At 64.1% G+C, this 21,686-nt stretch carries 18 protein-coding genes and 1 tRNA gene; 10 read left to right on the top strand and 9 right to left on the bottom strand.

The genetic code is table 11. The annotated features are described in order from the left end of the window. Positions 1 to 164: 164 nt before the first annotated feature. The 6 genes from phnC (at position 165) to Q7U29_RS07450 (ending at position 5,217) form a co-directional block, all read left to right on the top strand. Entirely contained in the window at positions 165 to 923 is a 759-nt protein-coding gene (phnC, locus tag Q7U29_RS07475) for a phosphonate ABC transporter ATP-binding protein (RefSeq protein ID WP_370691709.1), read from the top strand. A gap of 30 nt (positions 924 to 953) precedes the next feature. Then, entirely contained in the window at positions 954 to 1,823 is an 870-nt protein-coding gene (gene phnD, locus Q7U29_RS07470; RefSeq protein WP_304740011.1) for a phosphate/phosphite/phosphonate ABC transporter substrate-binding protein, read from the top strand. Positions 1,824 to 2,000: 177 nt separating this feature from the next. After that, on the top strand, positions 2,001 to 2,807 hold the full coding sequence (gene phnE, locus Q7U29_RS07465; protein WP_304740009.1) for a phosphonate ABC transporter, permease protein PhnE: 807 nt from the start codon (positions 2,001 to 2,003) through the stop codon (positions 2,805 to 2,807). 10 nt (positions 2,808 to 2,817) lie between these two features. Then, complete coding sequence (locus tag Q7U29_RS07460) at positions 2,818 to 3,828, top strand: phosphonate dehydrogenase (protein ID WP_304740007.1); 1,011 nt, start codon at positions 2,818 to 2,820, stop codon at positions 3,826 to 3,828. A 1-nt stretch (position 3,829) separates the two neighbouring features. Further along, the gene (locus tag Q7U29_RS07455) at positions 3,830 to 4,711 is read left to right on the top strand and encodes a LysR family transcriptional regulator (protein ID WP_304740005.1); all 882 of its coding nucleotides are present in this window, start codon (positions 3,830 to 3,832) and stop codon (positions 4,709 to 4,711) included. 62 nt (positions 4,712 to 4,773) lie between these two features. Further along, entirely contained in the window at positions 4,774 to 5,217 is a 444-nt protein-coding gene (locus Q7U29_RS07450) for a DUF2892 domain-containing protein (RefSeq protein WP_304740003.1), read from the top strand. 185 nt (positions 5,218 to 5,402) lie between these two features. On the opposite strand, the gene Q7U29_RS07445 is transcribed toward Q7U29_RS07450, so the two are convergent. The 3 genes from Q7U29_RS07445 to Q7U29_RS07435 form a co-directional block, all read right to left on the bottom strand. Beyond that, the gene (locus Q7U29_RS07445; protein ID WP_304740001.1) at positions 5,403 to 7,292 is read right to left on the bottom strand and encodes an adenylate/guanylate cyclase domain-containing protein; all 1,890 of its coding nucleotides are present in this window, start codon (positions 7,290 to 7,292) and stop codon (positions 5,403 to 5,405) included. Positions 7,293 to 7,591: 299 nt separating this feature from the next. Continuing rightward, positions 7,592 to 7,828 carry a hypothetical protein gene (locus tag Q7U29_RS07440; RefSeq protein ID WP_304739999.1) on the bottom strand — a complete coding sequence of 79 codons (237 nt, stop codon included), beginning with the start codon at positions 7,826 to 7,828 and terminating at the stop codon, positions 7,592 to 7,594. A 753-nt stretch (positions 7,829 to 8,581) separates the two neighbouring features. Then, entirely contained in the window at positions 8,582 to 10,501 is a 1,920-nt protein-coding gene (locus Q7U29_RS07435; RefSeq protein ID WP_304739997.1) for a FecR family protein, read from the bottom strand. Positions 10,502 to 10,697: 196 nt separating this feature from the next. Between Q7U29_RS07435 and Q7U29_RS07430 the strand changes: the two genes are divergently transcribed. After that, positions 10,698 to 11,435 (top strand): hypothetical protein, encoded by a 738-nt coding sequence (locus tag Q7U29_RS07430; protein ID WP_304739995.1) that lies wholly within the window; start codon positions 10,698 to 10,700, stop codon positions 11,433 to 11,435. Between the two features lie 84 nt (positions 11,436 to 11,519). Here the strand turns inward: Q7U29_RS07430 and Q7U29_RS07425 are convergent, their stop codons facing one another. Next, positions 11,520 to 11,873 (bottom strand): hypothetical protein, encoded by a 354-nt coding sequence (locus Q7U29_RS07425; RefSeq protein WP_304739993.1) that lies wholly within the window; start codon positions 11,871 to 11,873, stop codon positions 11,520 to 11,522. Positions 11,874 to 12,446: 573 nt separating this feature from the next. After that, positions 12,447 to 12,531: transfer RNA gene (locus Q7U29_RS07420), tRNA-Leu, on the bottom strand. A 226-nt stretch (positions 12,532 to 12,757) separates the two neighbouring features. Here Q7U29_RS07420 and Q7U29_RS07415 point away from each other — a divergent pair. Continuing rightward, positions 12,758 to 13,294, top strand: a complete 537-nt coding sequence (locus tag Q7U29_RS07415; RefSeq protein WP_304739991.1) for a disulfide bond formation protein B — start codon at positions 12,758 to 12,760, stop codon at positions 13,292 to 13,294. Between the two features lie 706 nt (positions 13,295 to 14,000). On the opposite strand, the gene Q7U29_RS07410 is transcribed toward Q7U29_RS07415, so the two are convergent. From Q7U29_RS07410 to cobS, 3 genes are all read right to left on the bottom strand, one after another. After that, complete coding sequence (locus Q7U29_RS07410; RefSeq protein WP_304739989.1) at positions 14,001 to 15,056, bottom strand: esterase-like activity of phytase family protein; 1,056 nt, start codon at positions 15,054 to 15,056, stop codon at positions 14,001 to 14,003. Between the two features lie 156 nt (positions 15,057 to 15,212). Beyond that, a complete protein-coding gene (gene cobT, locus Q7U29_RS07405; RefSeq protein WP_304739987.1) occupies positions 15,213 to 17,111 on the bottom strand; it encodes a cobaltochelatase subunit CobT in 1,899 nt (632 codons plus the stop codon). Between the two features lie 153 nt (positions 17,112 to 17,264). Continuing rightward, positions 17,265 to 18,263: a cobaltochelatase subunit CobS gene (gene cobS / locus Q7U29_RS07400; RefSeq protein ID WP_370691708.1), complete on the bottom strand. Its 999-nt coding sequence runs from the start codon at positions 18,261 to 18,263 to the stop codon at positions 17,265 to 17,267. A 298-nt stretch (positions 18,264 to 18,561) separates the two neighbouring features. Between cobS and Q7U29_RS07395 the strand changes: the two genes are divergently transcribed. Then, positions 18,562 to 19,209: a DedA family protein gene (locus Q7U29_RS07395; protein WP_304739985.1), complete on the top strand. Its 648-nt coding sequence runs from the start codon at positions 18,562 to 18,564 to the stop codon at positions 19,207 to 19,209. Here the strand turns inward: Q7U29_RS07395 and Q7U29_RS07390 are convergent. Next, positions 19,204 to 20,427 (bottom strand): citrate synthase family protein, encoded by a 1,224-nt coding sequence (locus tag Q7U29_RS07390; RefSeq protein ID WP_304739983.1) that lies wholly within the window; start codon positions 20,425 to 20,427, stop codon positions 19,204 to 19,206. The genes Q7U29_RS07395 and Q7U29_RS07390 overlap by 6 nt on opposite strands. A gap of 73 nt (positions 20,428 to 20,500) precedes the next feature. Here Q7U29_RS07390 and Q7U29_RS07385 point away from each other — a divergent pair, with 73 nt between their 5' ends. Further along, positions 20,501 to 21,592, top strand: coding sequence for a citrate synthase/methylcitrate synthase (locus tag Q7U29_RS07385; RefSeq protein ID WP_304739981.1), 1,092 nt, complete (start codon positions 20,501 to 20,503; stop codon positions 21,590 to 21,592). The last annotated feature ends 94 nt before the right edge of the window (positions 21,593 to 21,686 follow it).

The raw sequence follows: 21,686 nt of genomic DNA, 5'->3' as shown, positions 1-21,686 counted from the left end.
CTGGCCGGAATCGAACGAGCACTCCTTGCGGAACTCGATTTGCTTGGCCCGTCTACCCACGCTGTCATTCCCCCGTCACGGGCACTTGATAGTCGGACTGAGTGAACGGTGGACCGTTTTGTTCGGAACAGCCGAACATCAGCTTCTGTTCTCCGGGGTTCGACATGTTATCGCTCTTGAATGTGGCCGTTACATATCCCAACGGCGTGGTGGCGCTGCGGCCGACGTCAGCGGTGTTCCAGCGCGGGAAATTCATCGTCCTTCTCGGCACCTCGGGGGCGGGCAAATCGACATTGCTGCGCAGCCTGAACGGGCTGGTGCGACCGACCTCCGGCGAGGTTCGCGTCGAAGGCCGCGGATCGATCTTCGCCAGCCGGGCCGGGTTGCGGGCGCATCGGCGGCGCACCGGCATGGTGTTCCAGCAGCATCATCTGATCGGCCGCCTGTCGGCGCTCGACAATGTGCTGACCGGACGGCTGGCCGCGCATGGCGCGCTGCGCTCGATGTTTCCCTTGCCGCGCGCCGACCGCCTGCTGGCGCTGGAGGCGCTCGACCGGGTCGGCCTGGCCGACCGCGCGCTGAACCGCGCCGACCAGCTTTCCGGCGGGCAACAGCAGCGCGTCGGAATCGCGCGCGCCATGGCCCAGAAGCCGGAGATCATGCTCGCCGACGAGCCGGTCGCCAGCCTCGATCCCGCCACCTCGGTCCGGGTGCTGGAAGACCTGCACCGGATCAGCCGCGAGGACGGCATCACCGCGATCGTCAGCCTGCATCAGGTCGATCTGGCCCGCCAGTTCGCCGATCACATTATCGGCCTCGCCCAGGGGCGCATCGTTTTCGACGGCCCGCCCGATCAGCTCGGGTCCCACACGCTCGATCATATCTACGCGACGGAACGCCGGAGCCTGGCGCACGCCGCCTGATCGCACCCTTTAACAGGATGGAGAAAGTACATGATTCAACGCCGTGATTTCCTGTTGGCTTCGGTCGCGACCGGCCTCTGCGCGCTCGCCGGCCCCGCATTCGCCGACAAGGCCAACCCCGACAAGCTGCGCATCGCGCTGCTGCCCGACGAGAATGCCGCGACGATCATTCAGAACGCGCAGCCGCTCAAGGCGTATCTGGAGGGCGTGCTCAAGAAGCCGGTCGAGATCATCGTCACCACCGATTACTCCTCGATGATCGAGGCGATGCGTTTCGGGCGGATCGAAGTCGGATATTTCGGCCCGTTCTCCTACGTGCTCGCCAAGTCGAAGGCGACGGAAATCGAGCCGTTCGGAGTGGGCGTCGAAAAAGGCAAGCCCAATTACCAGTCGATCCTGATCGCCACCGCGGACGGTCCGGTGAAGGAAATCGCCGACATCAAGGGCAAGCCGTTCGCGTTCGGCGACCGTGCCTCGACCTCGAGCCATCTGGCGCCGCGCGCGCTGCTCGCCAAGAAGGGTCTGATCGGCGATGCCGATTACAAGGTCGTCCATCTCGGCCAGCACGATGCGGTCGCGCGCGCCGTCGCCGCCGGGCAGGTGCCGGCCGGGGCGCTGTCCGAAGCGATCTATCGGGTTCTGGTCGAGACCAAAAAAGTCGATCCCGCAAAACTCAGGCAGATCGCGCTGTCCGATCCGATTCCGAACTATCCGCTGACGATGCAGGGCTACCTGAAGCCCGAACTCAAGGACGCCATCAGGAAGGCGTTCCTGGAACTGAAGGATCCGGCCATCCTGAAGCTGTTCCGCGTCGAAGCCATCGCGGCGGCCACCGACAAGGATTACGACGTGCTGCGCGACATGGCGAAGGTGCTGCAACTCGACATCGCCAAGCTATAGTACCGACGATGTCAGATGGGTGACTCGCTACTGCCGATGCTTCGAGACGCTCGCGTTGCTCGCTCCTCAGCATGAGGTTCTTATGCTTCAACAGGTTACCCTCATCCTGGGGAGCATCGCAAAGCGATGCGTCTCGAAGGATGGGCTTCAATACTGACTCATGATTCCAGGTACGTGATGAAATCCGCTTCGCAGACCTTTGACGCCATTCTCGCCGACCAGAGACGCTCCGCCCTGCGCGGGGCGGGACTGGTCGCGCTGATCGTCGCCGCCTGTATCGCCGCGCTGGCGGCAACCGGCTTTTTCGATGCGCAGCGCTTCATCGAAAGCGGGCCCGCGATCTCCACGCTGGCCTCGGAAATGGTGCCGCCCGATTTCAGCCGCTGGCGGACGTGGTTGCGGCCGCTGCTGGATACGCTGGCGATGTCGATCGCGGGCACCGCGCTCGCGGTGGTGTTCTCCCTGCCGCTGGCGCTGCTCGCCGCGCCCAATACCAGCCCGCATCCGGCGGTCTATCTGGCGGTGCGGACCTTGCTCGCCTTTCTGCGTTCGGTGCCGGAAATCATCCTCGGCGTGCTGTTTGTCGCCGCGGTCGGCTTCGGCGCGCTGCCGGGCGTTCTCGCGCTGGCGCTGCATTCGGTCGGCATGGTCGGCAAGTTCTATGCGGAGGCGATCGAGCACGTCGATCCCAAGCCGCTGGAAGCGGCGCGCGCCGCCGGCGCGACGCCGATGCAGGTCATCATGCACGCGGTGTTGCCGCAGGTGCTGCCGCAGCTGACCGATGTCACCATCTACCGCTGGGAATATCATTTCCGCGCCTCCGCCGTGCTCGGCATCGTCGGTGCCGGCGGAATCGGTTTCGAACTGATCGCGGCGCTGCGGCTTTTGAATTACGACCAGGTATCGGCCATCCTGCTTTCGATCCTCGCCTGTGTCGTGATGGTCGACAGTGTCGGCGCATATTTGCGCAAGTCACTCAAGTAAGTGTGCATCGATGACGAAATCGCCCCTCGTTGTCCTGACCAGCCGGGTTTTCCCGGAAACGCGCGCCGCGCTCGAACGCGTCGCCCGGATCGACGCCAATGAGGGTTCCGAACCGTGGAGCCAGGATGAAGTGATCGAACGGTGCCGGGAGGCGACTGGGCTGATGGCCTTCATGACCGACCGCATCGACCGGGAATTTCTGGAACGATGTCCCGAACTGAAAGTCATCGGTGCCGCGCTGAAGGGCTATGACAATATCGACGTCGATGCCGCGCGCGAACGCGGTATCCTGGTCACCATCGTGCCGGACCTTTTGACCGAGCCGACCGCGGAACTGGCGATCGGATTGATGATCGCGCTCGGGCGGCACATTCCGCTCGGCGATGCCGGCATTCGTCGTCAGGGCTTCGCCGGCTGGCGGCCTCAATTGTATGGCACGGGCATCGGCAACTCGACGGTCGGGATCGTCGGGTTCGGTCTGGTCGGCCAGGCCATCGCGCGCCGGCTCCTGGGATTCGGCTGCCGCATCGTCGCATTCGACAGCCGGCCCTTCGGCGCAATATCCGGCATCGACCGGGCGCCATTGGATGACGTCTTGAAGCTGTCCGATTTCGTGGTGCTGGGCCTGCCGCTGACGGAAACCACCACCGGATTGATCGATGCGCGGGCCATCGGCCGGATGAAGCCCGGGGCGTTGCTGGTCAACCCCGCGCGCGGCTCGCTGGTCGATGAAGCCGCGGTGGCCGATGCGCTCGAGAGCGGTCATCTCGGCGGCTATGCCGCCGACGTGTTCGAATGCGAGGACTGGGCGCGACCGCAGCGGCCGATGTCGATCGATGCGAGACTGACCGCGCCGGGGGCGCGGACCGTGTTGACGCCGCATATCGGATCGGCCGTGACGTCGGCGCGGCGCGAAATCGAACTGTCCGCTGCGTCGAGCATCCTGCAAGCCCTGGCAGGCCAGCCGCCCGCCGGGCTCCTCAATATCGAGAAAACAGAGACCGCCGCATTGACCGCATAAAATGCTGAACCTGACCCACGCCCGCACCTTCCTCACCGTGATCGCCGCCCGCGGCGTTCGCGCCGCCGCGCGCCAGCTCGATCTGGCGCCGTCGACCATCGTGGATCACATCCGTCAGCTCGAAGAGGTTGTGGCAGCACCCCTGGTGCTGCGCCGGCGCGGCGGCGCGATGCTGACCGACCAAGGCGCGCGTTTCCTGCCGCTGGCGCGTTCGCTGGTGGAGACAGCCGGCCGCGTGCGCGGCCTGGTCCAGCTTCCGACGCTGCGCGTCGCCGCATCGAGCAATGTCGGCACCTATCTGCTGCAGCCTCATCTGGCTGCCTTCCGGCGCGGCGCCGGCATTCCGGTCGAGCAATGGATCGGATCGAACGGCGATGTCATCGCCCGGCTGGAACGCGGCGAAGCCGATCTCGCCGCCATGGAATGGTGGGACGGCAGGGAAGGTTTTGTCGCGCGCACCTTTGCGCGCGAGCCGCTGGTCGTCATCGTCGCGCCCGATCATCGCTGGGCCGGGCTCGGCTCCGTGTCCGTGGCCGAGCTGCAAGGCGAGCCATTGCTGGGTGGCGAATCCGGCACCGGCACCGGGCATGTGCTGCGCAGCCAGTTCGGACCATCCGCGAACTCCCTGATGATCGTCGATGGCTTCGGCAGCACCGAGGCCGTCAAGCGCGCGGTCCGCGCCGGTGGCGGCGCGTCGATCGTGATGCAATCCTCGGTCGCCGACGAAGTCGCGGCGCGGCGGCTGGTGGCGCTGCGTGTCGAAGGGGTCGACCTCACCAAGGAGATTCAACTGATCGTTCCCGACGCGTTGCCGCCGACCGCGCCGGCGATGGCGATGTTCGAGGCGTCGCGGAACTGGGCAATTAGCGCACCGCCACCGTAATCCGGAACGGAACTTACAGGCTTTGAGAGAATTTGCTCTTTTTACCGTGAAGGAGAGCATTTATGTCCAGCACGTTCGATCGCGTCCCGGCTCATACGAGCGAAGAAATAAATCAACAAATCCGGAACGATATTCGGGAACGCGTGCACCAGCTCGCAATGCATCCCGAAGCCATTCCGCGTCGGCTCCGAGAGCTCCGTGAGGAATGGGATATCGAGCGGGCCATCGAGGCGAATGCATCCGCTCTTGCCTTCACCGGCGTTATACTTGGCGTTACCCGAGACAGCAGGTGGCTTGCGCTTCCTGCACTGGTAACCGCGTTTCTGTTTCAACACGCGATCCAGGGTTGGTGTCCTCCGGTGCCAGTCCTGCGCCGCATGGGATTTCGAACGGCTCACGAGATCGAGCAGGAACGCATGGCGCTGAAAGCGCTGCGCGGAGATTTCAATGCGGTAACGACCCAGCAGGACAAGCCTGGTGCAGCGTTGGCGGCGGCGGGCCTGTGACCCTCCTTACAGCTTTGTGCTCGCCAATGACAAACCATGCGCTGCTATGACGAGATGATGTCCCGGTTGTGAGGGGAATGCTGACCTCCCGATTGAGTATCCTGACTTCTCAGTTTGACCCTAGGCGGACATTCTACACATTCATCGGGCTGACGCCGGTCCTCCTCGCCAACCGCGAAGCAAGGTCAAATCGTATCGCCCGAGCCACCCTTCGGCTTGGCGACGAGCTGATAAACATCAAGGCAATCGAGCTTGCCCTTGACGCGATGCGATCCCCGGCTGACGAGATGGAAGCCGTCGGGCAGGATTTCAAAAACCTCCCGGCTGACCAGGGTGATCGACTCGGCGTCAGGATCAACCGACTTGCCAAGGCTCTCTAAACGTTGGGTTGCGTTCACGGCGTCGCCGACGATCGTGTAATTAATCCGGTTGGGCGCGCCGATGTCGCCGACCACTACTGTTCCCATGTGGATGCCGATCCGAATGCGAACCGGCTCGAGTCCCGCAGCGGTCCGTCGTCGGTTTTCCGCGGCTATCTCGAGCTGTATGGCAAGGGCTGCTCGGCAAGCCGACGCTGCCGGGTTCTCTACCCGCCCTGGGGCACCCCAGAAGGCCATGACGGCATCCCCGATAAATTTGTCTATGGTGCCGCCTTCCTGTTCGACGCAGGCGGCGACGAGGGCGAGGTGATGATTGATATACTCGGCGACCTCGCGAGCGGTCAGTTTCTCACATGCTGCGGTGAAACCCACGATGTCGGTAAACATGATGGCGAGTTCGCGCTCCTCCGTACCCGCGCCGACCCGGCCTTCCTTGACGAGGCGCGTTACCAACGTTCGCGGAACGTAGCGGCCGAAAGCCCGCAGTCCGTCGAGCATCGCGTTGAACGAATGCGCCAGGTCGTTGATTTCGCGAAAGCGGCTGTACTCCAGGGGAGCTACCTTGTCGAAGTCCAGAGTGCCTATGGCGGCAGCGCTTCTCGCTGCCCGGCGGATCGGACCTGAGATTGTCCCGGCCATCAGCGCGGCCGCGATCAGGGATGCCCCGAGCATGAAAAGCGCAATGACCGATGCCCAGTAGAACAGCCGAAGAGGCGCATCGACGGCCCGCGCCAGAACGTAGGCACCCGTCGAGATCGGCAGGTCGCCGTAACCGGAAATTTCCTGGGCAAAGATGAAATAGAGTTCACCATCGACCGCCTGCTGACGCGCCACGGCTCCGGGCGGCGGCGTTATGCCGGCCGTGTCGAGCGGCTGCGCGCTCGAATAATTTTCGATTACCCGATCCCCAAACGTTCGGAGAGTGTGTAGCGGAACGTCTTCGGACGCCTTCCGGTTTCCATCGAGCATCGCCCGATGTGCAAGAATGCGGTCTCGCCCGTACAGCATGAAGGCGGCGGATCGCGGTGGCTCGCTCAGTTCCTTTACAAGGATCGAAAGTGCCCGGGTCGAGACCGCGAGAGTTACGAACCCCAGGTACACGTCTCCTTTTCGAATCGGGACGCGATAGTTCAGAGAAGTCGTCTGTGCCCTCTCGCGATAGACCGGCGGTCCCCAATAGGCGTCTTTGCGGAGCCGGATTTCATCGGCAATCTCCGCAAGCTGGCGGTCTCCTGTGATGTCCGGATGGTCCAGTTGTAGCGTCGTGTTGGACGCGCCGCGCACGACGCGCAATGCCTTGCCGCTGGGATCGGCGAGGATAAGTCCCCCGATCTGAGGAGCCGCCGCCATGGTGCCGCTGATAAAATCGTCAAGTGCAGGTTCGAAGAGTTTATAGCGACCGTCGCCGATTGCATCTGCAATGAAAGTGGCCTGATCGACGGCCGCATCAAGGTGCCGCCGCAGCGCTATCTCCTGTATGGAAAGCCCTCGCGCGATGAGGCGGGTGGCAAACTCCTGCACGATGGCGCGGCCGGTGACCCAGTTCACCGCTACAATCAAGCCGGCCGACAGCAGTACCAGCAGTCCTATGCTCAGCATCAGCGTCGGCATAAGTGCCAGGTTGCCTGGTTTCAGTTCCCCGGACACGATGCGTTTGGGTGCGGGATCGGTCATTCGCGTCGGCGCGGATTTCATCCGTCTCCTCTCGTGCGTGCGCTCTGTCGCAACCATTCGAAAGCCAGCGCCATCCCGATAGTGGCATATCCAGCAACCGCGATCCACAACGCCTCGTGAATGATATTATTACCACGGATTTCTCCTCGACGTTGGCGTGTTTCTTCGCACGATGCAGGAGCACTTTGGCCTTGTCTCAGGCATCATCGGCGTTGACCGGGAGCAAGTACCTGGCAGCTCTAGCCGGCGGCCGCCACTTGGTTGCGACATTGCTGGAGCTGGAGCCCGAGTTCTACGCTCGGCACCTGACGGAAGCCGGATCATGGCCTGAGGCAATCCAGGCATGGCGGAGCGCGGCGCATCGCGCCGCGCGGCGGTCGGCGGCGGAGGAAGCTGTCGCGCTGTTCCGGCGTGCCATCGAACTCGTAACTCGCGTGGAAGGCGCGACGGAGCGCGATGCGATCGAGCTGGACTTGCGAATAGGGTTCGGATCGGCCCTGATGGCAGTTCACGGTTTTGGTGCTGAGGCCGTCGGAGCAGCCTTTGCGCGGGCGCACGAACTCTCCGTGCGCGTCTCTATGAAAGCAGAGGTCCTGCTTGAACTAGGACGCCGATCCGAAGCAGCCTCTCTCCTCGATAGTTTATTGCGGCGGGTCGAAGGAGGGCCGACGACCAAGTCGGAGTTGCTCAGGTTGCGCGGCATCCAATCAGCACGAGGGTGCAATAGACCTGGCCGAGACGTTTTTTCGTCAATCCCAAGAGCTTGCAAAAGTCCAAGGCGCGCGCCTGTTTCAACTTCGCGCAGCTTCAGACTTGGCGCGGCTTTACCTGGATCAAGGAGAGTCGGCCAAGGCGCGCGCCGCTCTTGAGCCCATCTTCACATCGTTCGATGAGGGCTTTGATGCATCAGATCTGCTGGATGCGAAGAGCGTCCTCGATCGGTGCAACTAACTGGATCGTGCAATTGGACCAATCGCCGCCAGATAAGATGCGCTCATGTAGGCAGCGGAGAAACGGCTTCGGCCAAGAAATACGGCTAGGAATAAATTCCTTGGTGCCCCTGACCGGAATCGAACTGACAGCATAACGCTTTGTTTTTACACCATTTCCTAAATCATAAATATCACTTACTCACAGGTCTACTCACAGTCCTGATGTGAGGCTGCGGTGCTCAATGTGGCGCTTTGGGCTCCTGTGCGATTTAGGCGCGCTGCGGAGGTCAGGTCTGCTGGTCGGAGAAGAGCGAAAAATGTTCGCGGGCGTGAAGCATCGTGGTGCAATGCCACCGACCAGGATGATGAATGCTCGTCTCATCGGTGACAGCGTTCGAAAAATTGCTTGAACGTTTTCCGGCTGTTCCGCATCGGCAACGGCACTTTCCGTCCGTCGATGCCAATGCCGATCGTTGTCGCTTGGGCGAGATCCTCAAAGATAGGATCGTTGAATGTCGTGTCGAACACGACGATGCTACCGTCGTCAGTCATCTTGTCCTGCACGGTGCCGCGATAATCGACCGTCGCCGCATCGGCGGTGATCGTCACTTTGGCCTTGCTGCCGGCCACGAGCCGGCCCGGACTATCCACCGAGACCCGCACGCCGCCTTGCGGAACGCAGAAGAAGAGGGCGCCGACGTATTCGGTCGTGGAGTAATCGGGGAAGATCAGACCCATCTTCACGCCGTCTGCGCCTTCGCTCACGGCCCAGTACCCATAGGGGCCGTCGCCCGCGTCGGCGGCCGGACCTCGGCTCGGCCCGTCCCGGGACGGGGCGTGGCGCGCGCGAGACTCGTCAACCCTTTGCCGAATGTCTGCCATCTCCGCACCGGGAAACCTCTCGCCCCAGCGCGCGAGTTCCGCGTCGATGTCGAAGCTTTCGACCGGCGAGAATCCGCGTGCGGTGATCGCGACCCTTTGGCCCTGATTCAGCAGGATCGTCCGGCCCGTCGCCTTCGAACGGACCTCGATGGCGCCTTGCAGGACGGCGGCGGTGTCGCCGGCCCCGGGTGAGGTGCCGACCGCGAAGATCGTACCCCTGGCCCCCGCGATCGCCTGCGACATCTCCACCTCCATGGTGCCATCCTTCAACATCTTCCTGACGTTCTTCAGGATGTTGCCGGCGACCAGCCGGACCATCGAATCGCGCTCAGGCGGCGTCGTGATGACGATCTCCGACTCCGGCTTCATCAGGAACGTCGACAGATCGGCAAACCCGATGATCGCGGTGCTGTCTTCGGAGGTTCGGACATGATCGCCGACACGGAGCACGGTGCCGAGCTTCGCGAAGCGCCACTCCTTCTCTCCATCGTGGCGAACCTCGATTTCGCCCGAGAGGGAGCTGAATCGGGCGCCGCTATCCCTCGCAGCCGGCGGAGCGGGTGGTGGCGGAGCGGGTGTCGGTGGAGTGACGGTCGGGCGGCATTGGGCGAGGGCGGCGGATCGCGCGCCGGTTTCGCGCGCCAACTCCTCGTCAGTCGTCGCGGCAGCCTCGCACCAGAGGAAGTGGGGCTGGTAGTCCGCCTGCCAGCGGTCGCCGGTGTAGCCGCATCCCCTGGCGACGTTTTCCGACGCCTGCTTCTTTGCCGCCAGCGCGTATTGGCCGCATTTGATATCGGCTGGATCCTTGGCCGGCGGCGGGGACGGCGGGGCGGCCGCGGCCTGTTGGCGGAACTCGTACTTGTAGAACACGTCTCCGCCCCCGCTTTCGCCGCTGACGTTCATCCACATTGTCAGCTTGTCGCCATCCCGGCCGGCGGGAACGCGGTCGAGCCTGATCTCGCGATCAATGGAGCGCGCAAAGTTCGGATTGTCGAGGAAGCCCTTCAGTTCGACTCCGCCGACCGCGCTCTGCGAGCGGAAATAGAAATAGGCGGCGCCACCCCCGTGATAGGGCACGGGATTGGAATCCCGAGTGATCGAAACGCGGACGACGAGCGGCGTGTCCGGCTGGAGGAGTTGAACGGGCTGGGAGAATTGCCACCGGATCGTGGTGTTCGCCCGCTCTCCGCCCTTGACCCTCCCTTGGCCGGAGCAATCCGCATAGCCCTGCGAGAACCGGGCGGAGCCGTCGGACAGATCGATGGTCTTTCCCGGATAACAGGGAGACTCGGAGATCGGGGGCTTGTCGGTCGTCACCTCGGTCAGAACCCAGGCCCCGGAAGCGGCGGCCGGCAGTGGCACGGCCGCGATCAGGCCGGCGAGCAAGAAAGCACGATACCACATGGGGCGCATCATGAACCTGAAATTCCGTGCAAAGCTGAACGAGACGGTTCGTCTGCACAACGTCATGAAAGGTTGCCACGGCCTGCTTGCACACAACATGAGATAGATCAAAGCAAAGCCACCACCCATCACTGATCATATCAACGGTCGGCTGTGAGGAAAGACCGTGAGAAGCGATCCGCGCACGGGCTATTGGGTATCGTTGAGCGTGGCCGCGATCGCGGTCGCCTGGCTCGGCCTTTTCGCGCTCGACGGGGACGCGCTGCACGACCGGTTGGGAAGCGCCGCTTTCGCGATCACCTTCATTGCGCTCTTCCTCGCCATATCGGCGGTCATCGTGGCGATGCTGTTTCGCCGGTTCGTGCGGGTGCGGAACGATCTCGTCGCGGGCAGCGACGTGGTGGCGCGCTGGACCGTCGACCCCGAGGACTGGCCCGCTTTCGCCGAACATGCCGGCGAGGCGACCCGTGCCGATCACCGCGCGATCCTCGTCGCCATTCTCGCCTTCGACGTGGTGATTTGCAGCGTGCTCGCCGCGATCAATCCGGGCGATGCAACGATCTTCCTCTGGATCGGTCTTGGCATTGCCGCGGTCGGCTGCCTCGGCTGGCTGCTCGGGCGTTGCGCCATGGCCGACCACTTGACGTTCCGAACCGGCGACGTGATCGTCGGGCGGCGTGGCATGTTGGTGAACGGCGTGCTCCACGTCTGGGGCTATGCGGGGGCGCGACTCGACGCGGTTCAAGTCATCGACGACGAGAAACCGAACCGTCTTGCCTTCACCTATTCGTGGATCGCACGAACCGGCCGGCAATACGCCACGGCCTACGCGCCGATTCCGGATGGTTGCAGCATAGGGGCCGATATCCTGGCGCGGATTCGCCCCGAGTCGAATTTTTCAAACGGCTCCCGGGTAACGCCCTCGGCGATCGATCGCCCTGGATAGGCGCGGGCGAGGCTCGTCTCAATCGACTCTTGCAGAAAAATCGACCCGGAACTCACATCATACTGAGAGCCGCTCTGATGCCGCCTAGTCCAACAACGGCAAATTAGCACACAATATCTTGCCGGTTCGAGCATCAACTGCGAGGAACCCATCGATGGTCCCTTTATTGTATTGATCTTTGTCTGCCGTCACGACAACGACGTGAAACTCCCATGCTGGAGTCTTCTTGGCCCCACACGCCTTGGTGTTTCCGTCTTGCGCGAATTGAACTTGCTTGATGTTCTTTGAAACCTCATCAGGCGTTCTTCCATATGGATCGCCCTGCAAAATATTGATTGCTTTGGCGCGCGCCTGCTGTTCCGAAAGAAAGGAGGCAGTGTGAGCGCAGCCTAACATAAGCATGAAAACTGCGGCGGTCGTGGCGACAAGTCGCGTCATGATAGCCTCCAAGACACACTTCTGGGCAACCCCGGGAACAATCGCTCAGATCAATCTGCTTTTTACCAAAATGTCGATCTGATCTCTTGTCCTTGATCAAATGCGCATCATCCGCGTCCGGGCTGTATTTTCTGCGGATTGCAATGCGGCTGCGTAAGGCGGAGCCACCGCGCTACAGCAGCCCCCGCTAAATCCCAGGCTCCGAGCAATTGATGGCCACCGCGCCGACCGCCTTCGAATGAAACTCCGCTGGTCCCCTCGCGGCATTGCGCAGCCGCGATCCACGGGCCATCGAAGCCAAACGCCGGGCTCACCTGCGGACGGCACGCAAGCCGCTGTTGCGATCGATATCGAACCATTTAAGGCCCGAACAGTCTCGGCACGCCTCTTGGCACACTTGAGACATGCCTGAGAGTATCCGTTGATAGGGGGTAGACCGGAAGTAGCCGGGAACGACGCGGATGATCCATCAGCGAGATCGGCCCGCATGCACGCAGGATGGCAGCAACTCGCTCTTTTCAATAAGCGGAGTCAATCTGATTAGAATGAAATAGTTATAGGAAAATAAGCCCTTGGTGCCCCTGGCCGGAATCGAACCAGCACTCCTTGCGGAACTCGATTTTGAGTCGAGCGCGTCTACCAATTCCGCCACAGGGGCATTCGCGACGCCGGCCGGAAGGCGTGGGGTCGCGAAGCCGGCGGAATATAGCGGCCGGGGAGGGCGGGTCAACCCGTTGGTTTGGAAGCGGCTTTCGAGCCGTCTTCGTGGTCCGGAACGGCATGTCAAAGTCGTCTCCCCCGCCCCAAAACACTCCCCTGTGATCGCGCCCTGTCTCGACAGCGCCTTGGCTGCGGGATACGACGCTTTGGCACAGGAGATGACCGTGACGCTGAATGCCATCGCAAGCCAGTCCTATGCGCCTCGGGCCAATCCCGCATTGTCGGCCGCGCTGGCGATCACGGCCATCGCAGCGGCGACGCTGGCGGGGGCGTGGTTCTTTCAGCTGGTGCTGGACATCCGGCCCTGTCCGCTCTGCCTCGAGCAGCGCTATGCCTATTACCTCGCGATCCCGCTCGGCGCGCTGGTGGCGTTCGCCGCCGCCAGGGACACGCCGCGCTCGGTGCTGCTGGCGGGGCTCGCCATTCTCGCGGCTGCCGCGCTCGGCAATGCCTGGCTCGGGGCCTATCACGCCGGCGTCGAATGGAAGTGGTGGCAGGGGCCGACCGATTGCTCCGGCCCGGTGGTCAATCTCGGCAGCGCCGGCAATCTGCTGGAGCGCCTCGACACCGTAAAAGTGATCCGCTGCGACGAGGTGCAATGGCGCTTCCTCGGCCTGTCGCTGGCCGGCTACAACGTCCTGATCTCGCTGGCGATGGCCGCGATCGCAGGCTGGGGCATTTTCCGGCTGCAGCGCCGCTGACGCCCGCGGGCCTGCCCCGCCATAGCTCGCAGAGCGCCGGCGGGCAAATCACTTCGGTTTAGCAGAAGCCGTGTCAAGCCCTCCGCACAAAAATATTCTGATTTTCGGAAATTGAAAATCAGTCTATATTCCCCGCCGTCCCGTCCCAGCAGGAGGGGCGTTTCGCGGACGCACGGACGTCGGAACGGGATGCGATGGACGCGACAACGTCGGGCGCGCAGGTGCAGTCGCAGGGCGAGATGAACCTCGTGAGCGGCATGCGGCGCGCAGACGGACGGCGCTGAAAACTGTCTTCGACGAAACTGGCCGGACAGGCGCGAGGTCCGGCGAGAGCTTTGGCGAGACGGGCGCGGACGGCGAAATCGTGTGGTCCCGACGCCCCAAGGCTGGCGTCAAGTCGTGTGGAGATGCATCCGGCTCAACCGGGCTCGAGATGCATCGTCAATCCGCACGGCGACGGTGGCAAAGTGCAGGGCTCACCGGGGAGATCACGTATAAGCCGTAAACCGTCGTGCAGGGAAAGCCGGATGATCCGGTTCACCTGTGGTCTACTCGTGCGCTCTTTGTGCGCACGACCGCGGGTGCAATCGGCGCCCGGCTTTCCCTGCGCCCTTCTTTCTCGGGAAGGGTGAAACCGACGCAAACCCCGGGCGCCTCGCGCCGCGGGATGTTCAGGCATGTCTGGAGAGTGAGAGGATGAGGGACCTCACTCCCTCAGCGTGAACTGCAGGATCAGATTGCGCTGGACCATCGAGAAATTATCGTCGGAGACCAGCGTCAGCACGGTGTCGCCTTCAGGTGTGACGTGGGCGTCGATGGCTTCCATGTTGTCGACCTCCTGGCCGAGATCCGCCTCGAAGATCGCGGGGCCGTCGACCAATGCGCCCGGGCCTACCGATTTGAGCGGGATGCGACGGATCCGGATGCCGATGCCGGAGAGCCAGGAGAATTTGCGCTCCAGTACCAGCAGGTCGCCGGAAGGCAGCAGCACCCCGTCGCTGACCTCGAATTTATCGGTGCGGCGCAGGCTGAACTGGCCCGGCGTCTTGCCGCCGATCAGGAACGCGATGATGTTGCCGTCGGCATCGAGCCCGCGCTCGGAGAGTGCAATCAGCGTGCCCGCCAGCGGCAGCCCCTTCGGCACCACCATCAGGGCTTCCAGCCCCTTGTTGCTGGGCAGCTGCTTGCGCCAGGCCGGCGACAGCGGAATTTCCTCAGCCCGCGACCGCGTGAATCCCCTGGCGAAATCGTAGCGCAGGATCCGGTGCACCCGCTCGATGCCGACATAGACAAATGTTCCATCGAGCGCGAGCGACTCGGAATCGTACCAGCCGCGCGCGGTGATCGGCCGGCCGTCGGGCCCGAGCAGGGGCGCCGCCTCGACGTCGTCGAGCCCGGTCATCTCGCGGCCCTTATAGACGATGCGGCCGGTGAACCAGCCGCCGCGGTCGCTGACCGCGATGAAGCGTTCGCCCTTCGGATCGAGCCGGAATCCCGACAGCCCGCCGAAGCCGCGGAATCGCGATGTCAGGATCAGTCCGCTGCGATATTCCAGCGCGCCGAAGCGGACGCGCGTCTTGTCGCTGCTGTCGAAGGAAGGAATCGGCCTTGCGTTGACCTCGATCGCAACCGGGGTCGCGACGGTGAATTCATCCGCCGCGATCGGCTCCCGCGCATGGGCAACCCCGGGGATCGCCGCGCCCGAAAGCCCCGCCGCCGTCAACTTCAGGAAGCGGCGGCGGCTGAAATGCTCATTCCTCATGGTGAGGAGGCGCAACTTGCGCCGTCTCGAACCATGAAGGCCCCGATGCCGCCCATCCTTCGAGACGCTGCGAAGCCGCCGCTCCTCCCGAGCGAGCGCAAGTAAGCTCGTCCGGGGATGAGGTCCTCAGTGTCCACGACGGATCATCTCGTTGCTTTACGAATGCAATCGGCGCCGGCGACCGGACGTGGGCGCCGCCCCATTGGTCTCGCTGAACAGCTCGGCGAGCTTTTCGGTGATGGCGCCGCCGAGTTCCTCGGCGTCGACGATAGTGACGGCGCGGCGATAATAGCGCGTGACGTCGTGGCCGATGCCGATCGCGATCAGCTCCACCGGGGAGCGGGTCTCGATTTCCTCGATGATGTGGCGCAGATGGCGCTCGAGGTAGTTGCCGGGATTGACCGACAGCGTGGAGTCGTCGACCGGTGCGCCGTCGGAAATCATCATCAGGATCTTGCGCTGCTCGGAGCGGCCGAGCAGCCGCTTGTGCGCCCAGTCCAGCGCCTCGCCGTCGATGTTTTCCTTCAGCAGCCCCTCGCGCATCATCAGGCCCAGATTCTTGCGCGCGCGCCGCCACGGCGCGTCGGCGGATTTGTAGATGATGTGCCTGAGATCGTTGAGGCGGCCGGGATTGGCCGGCTTGCCCGCCGCCAGCCACGCCTCGCGCGACTGCCCGCCCTTCCAGGCCCGCGTGGTGAAACCCAGAATTTCCACCTTGACGCCGCAGCGCTCCAGCGTGCGCGCCAGGATGTCGGCGCAGGTCGCCGCCACCGTGATGGGACGGCCGCGCATCGAGCCGGAATTGTCCAGCAGCAGCGTCACCACGGTGTCGCGGAAGGTGGCTTCCTTTTCGCTCATGAACGACAGCGGATGATAGGGATCGGTCACCACGCGCGACAGCCGCGCCGGATCGAGCACGCCCTCCTCGAGATCGAAGTCCCAGGCGCGGTTTTGCTGCGCCATCAGGCGGCGCTGCAGCCGGTTGGCCAGCCGCGCCACGATGCCCTGCAGATGCGCCAGCTGCTTGTCGAGATAGCTGCGCAGGCGCTCCAGCTCGTCATGGTCGCAGAGATCTTCCGCCGCGATCACCTCGTCGAATTTCGGGGCGAAGGCGTGATATTCCGGGCCGCGCGGCTCGTTGGCGCTGCGCGAATTCGGTCGCGTCGCCTCGCCCGGCGTCTCGTCATCGCCGAGTTCGCCGTCGTCGAAGGTGTCGGAGGTCGAAGCCTGCGCGCTTTCCATCGCGCTTTCCGACATCTCGTCGGTGGAGGCCTGGGCCTGATCGGCGCTCATTTCCTGCGCGGCGTCGGAATCCGGCGAGCCCTCGGCGCCGGACTGGTCGTTCTCGCCGTCGCGATTCTCGTCCTGGTTTTCGTCGTCGTCGGAATCGGCGTTGCGGTCGTCGCCGAGCTCGAGCGCCGACAACAGATCGTGCACGACGTCGCCGAACTTGGCCTGGTCCTCGGTGACGCGGCTGAGCTGATCGAGCCGCGCGCCGATCTTGTCCTCCAGCACCGGACGCCAGAGGTCGACCATCTTGCGGGCCGCCTGAGGCGGCGCCAGCCCGGTCAGGCGTTCGCGCACCAGCATGGCGAGTGCGTCCGACAGCGGCGCATCGGCGCGGTCGGTGATTTCGTCGAACTTGCCGCGATGGAAATGATCGTCGAGCATCGCGGTGAGATTTTTGGCGACGCCGGCCATCCGCCGCGCGCCGATCGCCTCGACCCGCGCCTGCTCGACCGCCTCGAACACGCCGCGCGCCTGCGGATTGCCCGGCATCAGCTTGCGATGCACTTTCGGATCGTGGCAGGCGAGTTTCAGCGCGATCGAATCGGCGTGGCCGCGCACGATCGCGGCATCGCGTTTCGTCATTTTACGCGCCGGCTCCGGCAGCCGCGCCTTGCCCGGCGCGAGGCCGGGACGTTCGGCCGCGAACGTCACCTCCAGCTCCGGCGCCTTGGCGATCGCGCGCAAACACGACGTCACCGCGCGCTTGAACGGCTCGGTCGGCGCTTCCTTCGATCCGGTTCGGAATTTGCTGTTGGACGTTGTCATTGGAGTCCCATCGCCCGTCGCATCCTCACCGCCGTCGTCCCTGCGAACGCGGGGACCCATAACCACCGGCGATCATTGTTCCCGCGAAATCCGACACCATCACTCTTCCGAAAAGCCGCGGCGTATGGGTCCCGGCGTGCGCCGGGACGACAACTACGAAAGCGCCACGTTCACCGCGGATTCCGCCAGCTCCGCATTGAAGCAGCGCTGATAGAATTCGGCGACCAAGGGTCGCTCCAGTTCGTCGCACTTGTTGAGGAAGGTAACGCGGAACGAGAAGCCGATGTCGCCGAAGATCTCGGCGTTCTCGGCCCAGGTGATCACCGTGCGCGGGCTCATCACCGTCGACAGGTCGCCGTTGGCGAAGGCGTTGCGGGTGAGGTCGGCCAGCCGCACCATCTTGTTGACGATGTCGCGGCCTTCCGGGTTGCGGTAGTGCCGCGCCTTGGCGAGCACGATCTCGACTTCCTCGTCATGCGCCAGATAGTTCAGCGTGGTGACGATCGACCAGCGGTCCATCTGGCCCTGGTTGATCTGCTGGGTGCCGTGATAGAGGCCGGAGGTATCGCCGAGGCCGACCGTGTTGGCGGTCGAGAACAGGCGGAACGCCGGATGCGGCTTGATCACCTTGTTCTGGTCGAGCAGCGTCAGGCGGCCGGAGACTTCCAGCACGCGCTGGATCACGAACATCACGTCGGGACGGCCGGCGTCGTATTCGTCGAACACCAGCGCGATGTTGTGCTGCAGCGCCCAGGGCAGAATGCCGTCGCGGAATTCGGTGACCTGCTTGCCGTCGCGCACCACGATCGAATCCTTGCCGACCAGATCGATGCGGCTGATGTGGCTGTCGAGATTGACGCGCACGCAGGGCCAGTTCAGCCGGGCCGCGACCTGCTCGATATGGGTCGACTTGCCGGTGCCGTGATAGCCCGTGACCATGACGCGGCGGTTCTTGGCGAAGCCGGCGAGAATGGCGAGCGTGGTGGCGCGGTCGAAGCGGTAATCCGAATCGACATCCGGCACATGCGGGTCGACTTCGGAATAGGCCGGCACCTCGAGGTCGCTGTCGATGCCGAATACCTGACGGACCGACACCTTCATGTCGGGCATACCTGCGGGCGCTTGCACTTTGGTCATGGCGGCGGTCGTCATCAATCCTCCGAGGTCTCGGACGCTCCCGAAACCAGATTTGTCGAATGGCTGCGGATGGGTGCTTTGAAGAACCTATCAGAGAGCAACGGCTGGCAGAAGCCCGCCACTCAATCAAAGTTCCGCTGCGTTATCATCAAGATAGGTGCTGGCCCCGGTTTTTGGAAGGCTGCTCTGCGAATCACGCCGTACTTTCAACCGTCGAATCCGCGCGTGGCCGGGAAACGGCGGCTTTTTCGGCCTTTCCATCGTTTATACTGCGCCTGCGGCCAAACCGACTGCAGCACACGCCCGGGATTTCATGACTTCCTTCCTCGATCCATGGATTGCGTTGATCGCGGCGCATCCCTGGCTTGCCTATCTCACCCTGTTCCTGGCCGCCTTGCTGGAGGCCGTTCCCGTCCTGGGCGCGGTGATTCCGGGCTCCACCATCATTCTGGCGCTGAGCGCGCTGGTGCCCGGCGGCGAGTTGCGGCTTGGGCCGGTGCTGGCGGCCGCGATATCAGGCGCGATGCTGGGCGACGGAATGGCGTTCTGGATCGGCCATCGCGCCCAGCGCAACATCCTGAGCGCCTGGCCGCTGTCGAATTATCCTGGTTATCCTGGCCTGATCGCCCGGAGCGAGGCGTTCTTTCATCGCTGGGGCACGCCGGCAGTGTTGTTCGCGCGCTTCGTGCCGCCGATCCGCGCCGTCGTGCCGGTCACGGCGGGCGCACTCGGCATGCCGCCGCTGCGCTTCTTCGCCGTCAACATCCCGGCGATCCTGCTATGGGCGGCCGCGCATGTGCTGCCGGGGGTGCTGGCGGTCTCCGCGCTGCACGAATATGCCGGCATTCCGCATCACACCGGGATCGGCAAGCATTACTGGATATTGACGGTGATCGGCGGCGCGCTGGTGGTCTCAATGGCCGCCTGGATCATTCGCCGCCGGCGAAGCCATCCATCATGACCTGCCGGCGGCCGGGCTGCGGCCCGGTGCCGGGCCGATATAGCGCGCGCGGGGGCGGATCAGCCCGCCATGGCGTAATTGTTCGCTGGCATGCGCGATCCAGCCGACGGTGCGCGCCATCGCAAACAGCACCAGCTCGTTGCCGGGTGGCAGGCCCAGCGTATGCACCAGCACCGCCAGCGCATAGTCGATATTGACGAATTCGCCGGTGGCTTCGGCGATTCGCTCCGGAATTTCTTTTGTGAGTTTTGGCGCCGCTCCCGCGCGCGTCAGCGCTTCCAGCAAGGCATGCGCGCGCGGATCGCCGTGCTTGTAGACGCCGTGGCCGAAACCCGCAAAGCGCTCGCCCAGCGCCACGCGCTCGCGGATGACAGGGGCCACATCGCCGTCGACCAGCGTCTTGACGAGCTGCGCCGCCAGCACCCCGGCGCCGCCATGTCTCGGGCCTTTGAGCGCCACCAGGCCGGCAATCATGGCATCGTAGAGATTGAGCCCGGTCGATGCCGCGCAGCGCACGGTAAAGGCCGAGGCGTTCAGTTCGTGGTCCGCCAGCAGCACCAGCGCCCGGCGGATCAGGTCGGCGGCGTGCTTGTTGTCCGGCGCCCATGCCTTGGCGATCTTGAGATGAAGCGGCGCCGCCGACGACGGGCGGTTCAGCATCGTCGCGATCACCAGCCGAAGGATGCGGCCGCCCACCATGGCGCGGCCGTCGGCGGCGCGGGTATAGGCCCGCGGATCGGCGCTGGCGGCCAGCGCCAGCACGGCAATGGTACGATCGATCGGTGCGGCATGACGCGCGGCGTCGGCGACGGCGCGCATTTCATCCGACACGTGCGGACAATTATCGGAGGCAAACGGATCGACGCCGGTGACGTCCCACAGCAGCGTCGCGGCATGTTCGAGCGTGTCGGTTTCGGCGAGATCGATGCAGTTGACGCCGCGATAGATCGGACCGTCCTCGGTGATGGTCGAAATCGACGAATCCATCACCGGCAAATCGGCGTCGAAACTTTTCATGCCGCGCGGCTCCGGCGACGGCGCCCGCCGTTCCTTCAGCCCGCGGACGTCCTCCGCCCGGTAGCGGTGGCTGCGCGAATCCGACGACGGCTCCGAGCGGATCAAGCCGCGGCTGACATAGGCGTAGAGCGTGGCGGGCGAGATCGCGAGCTCGGCCGAGGCCTCGCGGGCAGACAAATACAGGGCAGCGGATTTTTTCATATTGATTTACATAATCAAGATTGATCAATCTGTCGAGAGAGCCGACCTTTGAGACTTCAAAGGAGACCGACCCATGAACCTGCAGATATCCAGGAGCCCGATCGGGCTGGATGGCATTCCCGCCGCCGAAACCGTGCTCAGTCATGTCGATGGCGAGCGCGGCGAACTGATCATCGCCGGCGAACGCGTCGGCGACCTCGTGCGCCAAACCGGATTCGAGGGGGTGACCGCGCGGCTGTGGAGCGGCGGAACCGGCCAGCCGGTTGCCGAGGCCACCGTGCGCGCCAGCCTGGGCGCGGCCCGGCAACGCGCCTTCGCCAGGCTGCCGGACCTGCTCGGCATTACCCGCGGCCTGTCGATCGTCGATGGTGTCCGCGCCGCCATCGCCGGATTGCGCGCGGAAAACGGGCTTCCGCATGAGGCCACCATCGTCGGCGCGTTGCCGGTGATCGCCGGCGCGCTGGTGCAGCAGAGCCAAGGCGGCGACCCCATCGCACCCGATCCCGATGTCAGCCACGCCGCCGATACGTTGTCGATGATGCTGGGCCGCAAACCCGATGCGCGCGAGGTGGCCGCACTCGACGCCTATTTCGTCACGGTGTGCGATCACGGCATGAATGCATCGACCTTCACCACGCGGGTGGTGGCCTCGACCCAGGCCGATCTGTTCGCGGCCGTCACCGCGGGATATTGCGCGCTGACCGGACCGCTGCATGGTGGCGCCCCGGAGCCGGTGCTGGAAATGCTGGATGCGATCGGCTCGAGCGAGCGCATCAAGCCATGGGTCGACGCCGCGCTGGCGCGCGGCGAACGGCTGATGGGTTTTGGCCATCGTATCTACCGGGTGCGCGATCCTCGCGCCGACGTGCTGAAGGGCGCGATCGAGCGGCTCGCCGGCGGCGGCACCGACCTGCCATTCGCGGGCGAGGTCGAGGCCTATATCCGCGCGGCGCTGCGGCGGAAGAACCCGGACCGGCCGCTCGACACCAATGTGGAGTTCTTCACCGCGATCCTGCTCGACGCGCTGAAAATCCCGCGCCAGGCCTTTACGCCTGTATTCGCGGTAGCCCGTGCCGCCGGCTGGACCGCGCACGCCCGCGAACAGCAGCGCGGCGGCCGGCTGATCCGGCCGAGTTCGGCCTATATCGGCCCAATGCCGGAGTGATGATGGGGTTAGCCTTGCTCCTCAAGTGGGAGCGGTGCTGTCTGGAGCGGCAAGTTCAGCTCCCTCATGGTGAGGAGCAGGTTGGCAGCGCTTT

This window comes from Bradyrhizobium sp. (assembly GCF_030654605.1).
Lineage (GTDB): Bacteria > Pseudomonadota > Alphaproteobacteria > Rhizobiales > Xanthobacteraceae > Bradyrhizobium.
The sequence above is the reverse complement of the archived record's forward strand: the minus strand, read 5'-3'. Positions and strand labels throughout refer to the sequence as shown.

What these genes read in the sequence shown, in the direction of transcription:
- phnC (WP_370691709.1), top strand. Translation starts at nt 165, where the DNA reads ATGTTATCGCTCTTGAATGTGGCCGTTACATATCCCAACGGCGTGGTG.
- phnD (WP_304740011.1), top strand. Translation starts at nt 954, where the DNA reads ATGATTCAACGCCGTGATTTCCTGTTGGCTTCGGTCGCGACCGGCCTC.
- phnE (WP_304740009.1), top strand. Translation starts at nt 2,001, where the DNA reads ATGAAATCCGCTTCGCAGACCTTTGACGCCATTCTCGCCGACCAGAGA.
- Q7U29_RS07460 (WP_304740007.1), top strand. Translation starts at nt 2,818, where the DNA reads ATGACGAAATCGCCCCTCGTTGTCCTGACCAGCCGGGTTTTCCCGGAA.
- Q7U29_RS07455 (WP_304740005.1), top strand. Translation starts at nt 3,830, where the DNA reads ATGCTGAACCTGACCCACGCCCGCACCTTCCTCACCGTGATCGCCGCC.
- Q7U29_RS07450 (WP_304740003.1), top strand. Translation starts at nt 4,774, where the DNA reads ATGTCCAGCACGTTCGATCGCGTCCCGGCTCATACGAGCGAAGAAATA.
- Q7U29_RS07445 (WP_304740001.1), bottom strand. Translation starts at nt 7,292, where the DNA reads ATGAAATCCGCGCCGACGCGAATGACCGATCCCGCACCCAAACGCATC.
- Q7U29_RS07435 (WP_304739997.1), bottom strand. Translation starts at nt 10,501, where the DNA reads ATGATGCGCCCCATGTGGTATCGTGCTTTCTTGCTCGCCGGCCTGATC.
- Q7U29_RS07425 (WP_304739993.1), bottom strand. Translation starts at nt 11,873, where the DNA reads ATGACGCGACTTGTCGCCACGACCGCCGCAGTTTTCATGCTTATGTTA.
- Q7U29_RS07410 (WP_304739989.1), bottom strand. Translation starts at nt 15,056, where the DNA reads ATGAGGAATGAGCATTTCAGCCGCCGCCGCTTCCTGAAGTTGACGGCG.
- cobT (WP_304739987.1), bottom strand. Translation starts at nt 17,111, where the DNA reads ATGACAACGTCCAACAGCAAATTCCGAACCGGATCGAAGGAAGCGCCG.
- cobS (WP_370691708.1), bottom strand. Translation starts at nt 18,263, where the DNA reads ATGACGACCGCCGCCATGACCAAAGTGCAAGCGCCCGCAGGTATGCCC.
- Q7U29_RS07395 (WP_304739985.1), top strand. Translation starts at nt 18,562, where the DNA reads ATGACTTCCTTCCTCGATCCATGGATTGCGTTGATCGCGGCGCATCCC.
- Q7U29_RS07390 (WP_304739983.1), bottom strand. Translation starts at nt 20,427, where the DNA reads ATGAAAAAATCCGCTGCCCTGTATTTGTCTGCCCGCGAGGCCTCGGCC.
- Q7U29_RS07385 (WP_304739981.1), top strand. Translation starts at nt 20,501, where the DNA reads ATGAACCTGCAGATATCCAGGAGCCCGATCGGGCTGGATGGCATTCCC.